We start from the raw sequence: 5,985 nt of genomic DNA on the forward strand, positions 1-5,985 counted from the left end.
CTCCAGAATAATTTTTAACGATAACAGAGCTATTATTTCCGTACAAATAGTTTGATAAGTTGGTTATAAAAACTAAGTCCTGTCCTGTAGCATAATAGTTTGCTGTATTTTCAAACATTCCCTTTATCTTTTCCCAACCTTCTAATTTCGCTTTATCTTTTACATTGTTCTTGACAACGATATCGAAGCTCTCGATAGATAAGATAATGGTCTCTTGATTTCGATGTTGATGATTTGATTTATAAAGTGGGTAGGTGCTTATACTACCACTATTTTTTGAGGATTGATGTCGTGATAAAGGGTAGTTGCTAGTCATGTATTTTCCTCAGATATTGGGCCTTGAGCGCTGACAATGTAAACTCTACATGCTGAACAGATCTTTCATATTCGTCTAGTTTTATATTTAAAGGTAAGCGTTTGATCTCATTATCAGGAATAGATTTGTGACAGTGATTCAATTCTTTCTGACAACTAAATTTTATATAAAAGTTTGGAGTCAAGTTTAAGCATTAATTCTATGAAAATTAGGAATAGATTGGTGTCTTGACTTTCCATTGGTAGTTTTGTGAATAAGTGCTACCGTTTCTTCCTCTTTGATACCTTTTCAAAAAGGAAGTGTAGTGGAAATCACGGTTGAGATTTTGTTGGCCTTATTTTTGGTTGCGACTGCCGCAGGCTTTATTGATGCGATGGCTGGTGGGGGAGGGCTCATTACGCTCCCTGCGCTTTTGGCTGCGGGGTTGAGTCCGACTCAAGCTCTAGCAACCAATAAGTTACAAAGTTCGTTTGGCAGTTTCTCTGCTAGCTGGTATTTCGTGCGTAACGGTATTGTCAGCTTAAAGGAAATGCGTTTTGCGATACTCTGCACTTTTATAGGTGCTGCAATCGGTGCCGAGGCTGTGCAGTTTATTGATGCTAGCGTACTCACCAGTTTGATCCCTGTTCTTTTGATAGCCATTTCCCTCTATTTTTTACTCGCGCCAAGTACGCGAAAAATCGATGGAGAACCAAAGTTATCTGAAGCGATGTTTGCGCTATGCATTGGTGGCGGGATCGGCTTCTATGATGGCTTTTTTGGCCCTGGGACTGGATCTATTTTTACTGTTTGTTTTGTTGCACTAGGTCACTTTTCTTTGGTCGAAGCCACAGCTAGAACCAAAATCCTCAATTTCACGTCAAACATAGCGGCACTACTCTTTTTTATCTTCGCTGGGTTGCCAGTGTGGAAGCTTGGCTTAACTATGGCTGTTGGCGGTTTTCTTGGTGCTCAGTTAGGGGCGAAGGTCGTGGTAAGTAAAGGGCAAAAATGGATTCGTCCTCTAGTTATAGTGATGTCGATGCTTATGGCAACGAAACTTCTTTGGCAACAACATCAGCAATGGATTCTGTCAGTGCTTTAACTCGTTCGCTACGATATGTGCTGTGACGTAAGCAGATATGTATTGGTCGAACTAACTGATCTAGCTCTTCAAAGTCATAGCAGAACTTAGATGTGATATTAAGTGTCGTTAGGATAGATTTAGGGATTAAAGCGGGAGCCATACCTCTCAAAGCCAGTTGTGCTGCCGCAGTATACGAATCCATTTCCATCAAAGGTTCGATTCCGTGTTTGGATAAAATAGCTTGTTGATATGTGTTGGCAGGGTTAGTTAGGTCATTGGTCAAAATAGCTTTAGGTAGTTGTGAAAGTGAATGTCGACTGACAATTGAGAAAGGTTCATCGGCGAGGTGAAGGCTCATTAATCCATGATGAGGTGGCAGATAGCCAGCGCAAAATCCCAATGTTGCTTTGCCTGATTTCACATTCTCAATAATGCGTGGCGTATGATTGGTCGATATTCGTATGTACTGATCATGGGCAAAGTGTTCTGCCATGATCATGCTGAGGTATCCAGCGACTAAGGTTTCAGAGCAGTCTATCTTGATCAAAGAAGTATCTTCTATTTGTTGTTGATCATAGATCTGACCTCTTAACTCATTGAACGTTGGCTCGATCGTGTTGATGAGCGCAAGGCCATCGGAGGTCAGCTTTATGTGCCGACCATTTGGCTCTATCAATTTTTTTCCTAACTTCTTCTCTAGATTTGAAATACGTTTACTCACGGCAGACTGACTAATATAGAGTTGACTGCCCGTGCGGCTCATGGTTTTTTCTTTACTGAGGACAAGTAACGTTTCAATACCTTCAAGCAACATAATGATTAATGAAAGTTAGGAATGGTTGAGATAATTTAGCGAATTGCCCAAGAATTGGCGAATCAAATGAGCATAAATGAGAGGAGCCGACACTTGGTCGACTCCATGATGAGTGATGTTGTTGGTGTTTAACGGTTAATGGCGAAAGTTGGCAGGGATAGATGCCAACGAATCGCACCGAGACGTATAATGAGCGTTGAGATTACACCAGCGAGCAAAGCCGTTGAGTGGTCATAACCCATGTTTACCGCCATCGTATGGAAGATGCCGCCAATAATACATGCCGTAGCATAGACTTCACTTCTTAATACCATAGGAACTTCGCGAGCCAGCACGTCTCGTATAATGCCACCGCCACAGCCAGTAATAACCCCCATTATCACCGCGACCATCCCGGATGCATTGTAGGCGAGTGCCTTTTCTACTCCTATTCCCACAAATACAGCGAGACCGATGGCATCACAAACGGGTAATACCCACCATGAGAGTCGCTTGGGTCTTCGAATAACAAGCATGGTTAGTAGACACGTAACAAATATCACCCATAAGTAAGTCGTATCTGTTATCCAAAATACGGGAGTGGCACCAAGCGCCATGTCTCGGATTGTTCCGCCACCTATAGCAGTCACACTGCCGAGCACGATAACGCCGAATGGATCCATTTTTAAACGGCCCGCCAGTAATACGCCAGAGATAGCGAAAACAGCGGTACCGAACAAATCGATCATATAAAGCAGCATGGAGTCCATGTTACTTAGTACCTTTAAATAGTGTGAGAAAAAATGGGCGGAAATTGTACGGTATTTGCCACGAAATCGTTAGCGTTTTTGACGAACGCTTTTAAAGTGCTCACACACTTCCTTGATCGCGTTCAATGTGCGTGGTGTGGGACGGTTAATCCAATCAGAGTTTAGGGACCAGATGTGTTTGTTTTTAAGAGCAAGAAGCTCATTACTCCACTCAGCCCACATACTATCGTTACTCATTGCGTGACGAGAAGTAAAAATAACCTCTGGCTGGCGAGTAATGACTTGCTCGATGCTAACTTGAGGATAAGGCGCGCTAGATGCGGCGAAAATGTTCTCACCACCGCAAAAAGTAAAGACTTCACTTGGCCAGTTCTTTCCGGCGACAGTGATGATAGGCTTTTCACTCAACTGATAAAAGTAACTAACTTTCTCGTTCGTGTTGTACTGTTCTTTTAGTGTACTCAGCTGCGTTCTAAAATCTTCAGCGGCCTTTTTTCCTACTTGTGGAGTTTCGCTGTATTGGCTGAGTTGCTCAATATTGTTGGCGATATCTTCTAATGAACCTGTAGTGGAGTAATAGATAGGAATACCGAACTGTTTAATTTTCTCCAACTCTTTAGCGGGGTTTCCGGCTGGCCAAGCAATCACTAAGTCCGGCTGAAGAGCAATAATACGCTCTAATTTAATTCCTTGATAATTTGAGGCTCTTTCTAGCTGCTTTGCCTGTTCTGGATAATCGCTCATTTCGCTGACAGCAACAAGCTGCTCTCCTAGCCCTGCTGCAAAGGCAATTTCGGTGGCATGTGGAGCTAAACTTATAATGCGTTGAGCGGGTTGAGCGAAGGTCGCTGTCGAAACAAACAGCGTTAATGCGAAGCATAATTTATTCATCATAATCCTTGATAAATTATTCCTAAAAGCAAACTTTGGATTGCGATCCAAGCCAGGACGCGCCAAACGAGCAGCGTATGTATTTGTGAAAGGTGAATAGCCGATGGCGCAATGCGCCCACCGATTTTTGCGCGCTCTGCACGCACACCTTGATAGATAGCAGGGCCGCATAAAGACAGTTGTAGTTTGTGTCCGATAGTACATAACACCCAGCTAGGTCCTGGTAAGGGCCAAGACTTCGCTTGCTGTTGTATTCCAGAGAGCACATTACTTGTATTCTTTCCGGCAGCTAAAAGTATGGCAAAGAGACGAAGTGGAATAATATCCAGAGTAGCAACCAGTTGAATCACAGGTTTACCAAAGGGCAAATATTGGCGTCGGCTAGGGGACCACACTCGCGCTAATTCTGTTGTGAGTCGATACATTAACGCACCAATACCACCTGTTAGTGCGTACCAAAATAGCACGCCGATCACGTTGCGGCTGTATCCCATAATCAGGGTTTCTGAGCCAGCTTTACCTATGCCAACGATCGAGAGGCTACCAGTATCGCGATTAAGATATGGTCTTAGTAATGCTCGACACTGAGCTTTGTCTTCCGAAGACATACTAGTTACGAGCTGTTTCGTTAACGTTTCGCTGTTACGCCAGTCTAGCGCAATGATCAATAGAACCAGTTCATATAAAGGGATTTGCCAAACAAATGGCTTTATTGCAATCAGTAATATCAAGCAAGGAAACAGCATCAAGCCTAATGCAAGACTGCCTGAGATTACACTCTGTGAGTAATTGTGATTATTGTTCACTTTGTTGGCTAGCTGTTCTGCTAGCTTTCGCCATAAAGTGATGGGGTGCGCTGAATGGGGGATTGGCACTAAAAGGTGCAAGATCAGTGCACCCCACATAATGAGGAGCGCACCGTTGGCATAAAATGACTGAAAAACTTCTTCCATGAATGAGTCGTTTACTTAATGAGTTCCAGCATTTTGAATACCATTTCGGAAGAGCTTTTTGCTGCTAGAGGCAGGAACTCATCAAAGCTCATTGGTGATTCTTTATCAGCGACATCAGAGATTGCACGCACAACAACAAACGGTGTGTTGAATTGGTGACAAGTTTGAGCGATAGCAGATGCTTCCATTTCTACAGCGATAACTGACGGGAAGTGTTTACGAATAAACTCTTGACGCTCAGCAGTACAAACAAACGCATCGCCAGTACAAATTAGGCCGCGAACCGCATGAGTGTTTTCCATTTGTGCTAGGGCTTTTTCTGCTAAGTCCATTAGCTTGTCATCCGCTTTGAATGCAGCTGGTTGACCGGCCATTTGGCCAATTTCATAACCAAAAGCGGTTACGTCTGCATCGTGATGACGAACTTCTGTAGAGATAACTACATCGCCAAGGTTTAAGCTTGAATCGAAACCGCCAGCAGACCCTGTGTTAATCACAACGTCTGGTTGGTATTCATCAAGAAGGATTGTCGTGCCCACTGCCGCTGCAACTTTACCGATGCCCGATTGTAGTACGACGACTTCAACATCGTTAATTTGACCAGAGAAAAACGTACAACCTGCTTTATTTACAGTTTTGCAGTTTGTAATTGCTTGCTTCAGGATGGTCACTTCTTGTTCCATCGCACCGATGATACCAACTTTCATAACACTCTCTTTAGGTAAATATTTTAGTTGGCCGAGAGTATAGCACTCCCCGTTGGCAGTTTTCTATTTGATGAGCTTAGCTTGAGTGAGCTTTTCTCGTAATTGATCGGCGCGCTTTCTGTTTACGCCAAAGTCAGAGTAGCCCACACGAGATTCCGAGCGCACAATCAGTTGGTCTCCTGCTATTTTTAGTTCGAGGTCATCCACGAAGCGCATGATTTTAGATGTGCACTCGATACGAAGGTAGTTGCTTTCTTTCACCGCGGTTTTCGCGCCTGGCAGTTCAAGCGCAACTTGCTCAATAGCGTCGATGTTCACTGAATCAACTAAGATGAATGGCGTTAGGTTGTATTTTTCTCGCGAGTCTTGGGTGGAGACGCAGTTTGGTTTGTCACCACAAGGTGATTGAGAACGATCCGTCATGGTTGTGACTCCTTGGCTACAAGCGGTTAAGCCGAGCAAAGTAATGGAAAGGAGAGCGGCTTTTTT

7 protein-coding genes and 1 pseudogene are annotated in these 5,985 nt (G+C 43.6%); 1 reads left to right on the plus strand and 7 read right to left on the minus strand.

Translation table 11 applies throughout. From position 1 onward, the window contains the following. Positions 1–316, minus strand: a pseudogene (locus CAG68_RS02975) (hypothetical protein); the annotation flags it as partial. A gap of 304 nt (positions 317–620) precedes the next feature. On the opposite strand from CAG68_RS02975, the gene CAG68_RS02980 reads away from it, so the two are divergent. Then, entirely contained in the window at positions 621–1,400 is a 780-nt protein-coding gene (locus tag CAG68_RS02980; protein WP_005381847.1) for a TSUP family transporter, read from the plus strand. On the opposite strand, the gene CAG68_RS02985 is transcribed toward CAG68_RS02980, so the two are convergent. The 6 genes from CAG68_RS02985 to CAG68_RS03010 form a co-directional block, all read right to left on the minus strand. Next, the gene (locus CAG68_RS02985) at positions 1,342–2,196 is read right to left on the minus strand and encodes a LysR family transcriptional regulator (protein ID WP_054728491.1); all 855 of its coding nucleotides are present in this window, start codon (positions 2,194–2,196) and stop codon (positions 1,342–1,344) included. The two genes, CAG68_RS02980 and CAG68_RS02985, sit on opposite strands and share 59 nt — an antisense overlap. 128 nt (positions 2,197–2,324) lie before the next feature. Continuing rightward, a complete protein-coding gene (locus CAG68_RS02990) occupies positions 2,325–2,945 on the minus strand; it encodes a TRIC cation channel family protein (protein ID WP_005387377.1) in 621 nt (206 codons plus the stop codon). A 69-nt stretch (positions 2,946–3,014) separates the two neighbouring features. Next, positions 3,015–3,836: a vitamin B12 ABC transporter substrate-binding protein BtuF gene (gene btuF / locus CAG68_RS02995; RefSeq protein WP_054728494.1), complete on the minus strand. Its 822-nt coding sequence runs from the start codon at positions 3,834–3,836 to the stop codon at positions 3,015–3,017. After that, the gene (locus tag CAG68_RS03000) at positions 3,836–4,789 is read right to left on the minus strand and encodes a cobalamin biosynthesis family protein (protein WP_054728497.1); all 954 of its coding nucleotides are present in this window, start codon (positions 4,787–4,789) and stop codon (positions 3,836–3,838) included. Before CAG68_RS03000 ends, btuF begins: the two co-directional genes overlap by 1 nt. 11 nt (positions 4,790–4,800) lie before the next feature. Next, positions 4,801–5,496, minus strand: a complete 696-nt coding sequence (gene mtnN, locus CAG68_RS03005; RefSeq protein WP_005381837.1) for a 5'-methylthioadenosine/S-adenosylhomocysteine nucleosidase — start codon at positions 5,494–5,496, stop codon at positions 4,801–4,803. Between the two features lie 63 nt (positions 5,497–5,559). Continuing rightward, positions 5,560–5,985: DUF1499 domain-containing protein (locus CAG68_RS03010; RefSeq protein WP_237667831.1), on the minus strand; the 426-nt coding region annotated here is incomplete at its 5' end.

This window comes from Vibrio sp. V42_P2S4T144 (assembly GCF_009904715.1).
Lineage (GTDB): Bacteria > Pseudomonadota > Gammaproteobacteria > Enterobacterales > Vibrionaceae > Vibrio > Vibrio alginolyticus.

Bases quoted from the DNA above. Each gene is read 5' to 3' on its own strand.
- CAG68_RS02985 (WP_054728491.1), bottom strand. From the start codon at position 2,196: ATGTTGCTTGAAGGTATTGAAACGTTACTTGTCCTCAGTAAAGAAAAA.
- CAG68_RS02990 (WP_005387377.1), bottom strand. From the start codon at position 2,945: ATGGACTCCATGCTGCTTTATATGATCGATTTGTTCGGTACCGCTGTT.
- btuF (WP_054728494.1), bottom strand. From the start codon at position 3,836: ATGAATAAATTATGCTTCGCATTAACGCTGTTTGTTTCGACAGCGACC.
- CAG68_RS03000 (WP_054728497.1), bottom strand. From the start codon at position 4,789: ATGGAAGAAGTTTTTCAGTCATTTTATGCCAACGGTGCGCTCCTCATT.
- mtnN (WP_005381837.1), bottom strand. From the start codon at position 5,496: ATGAAAGTTGGTATCATCGGTGCGATGGAACAAGAAGTGACCATCCTG.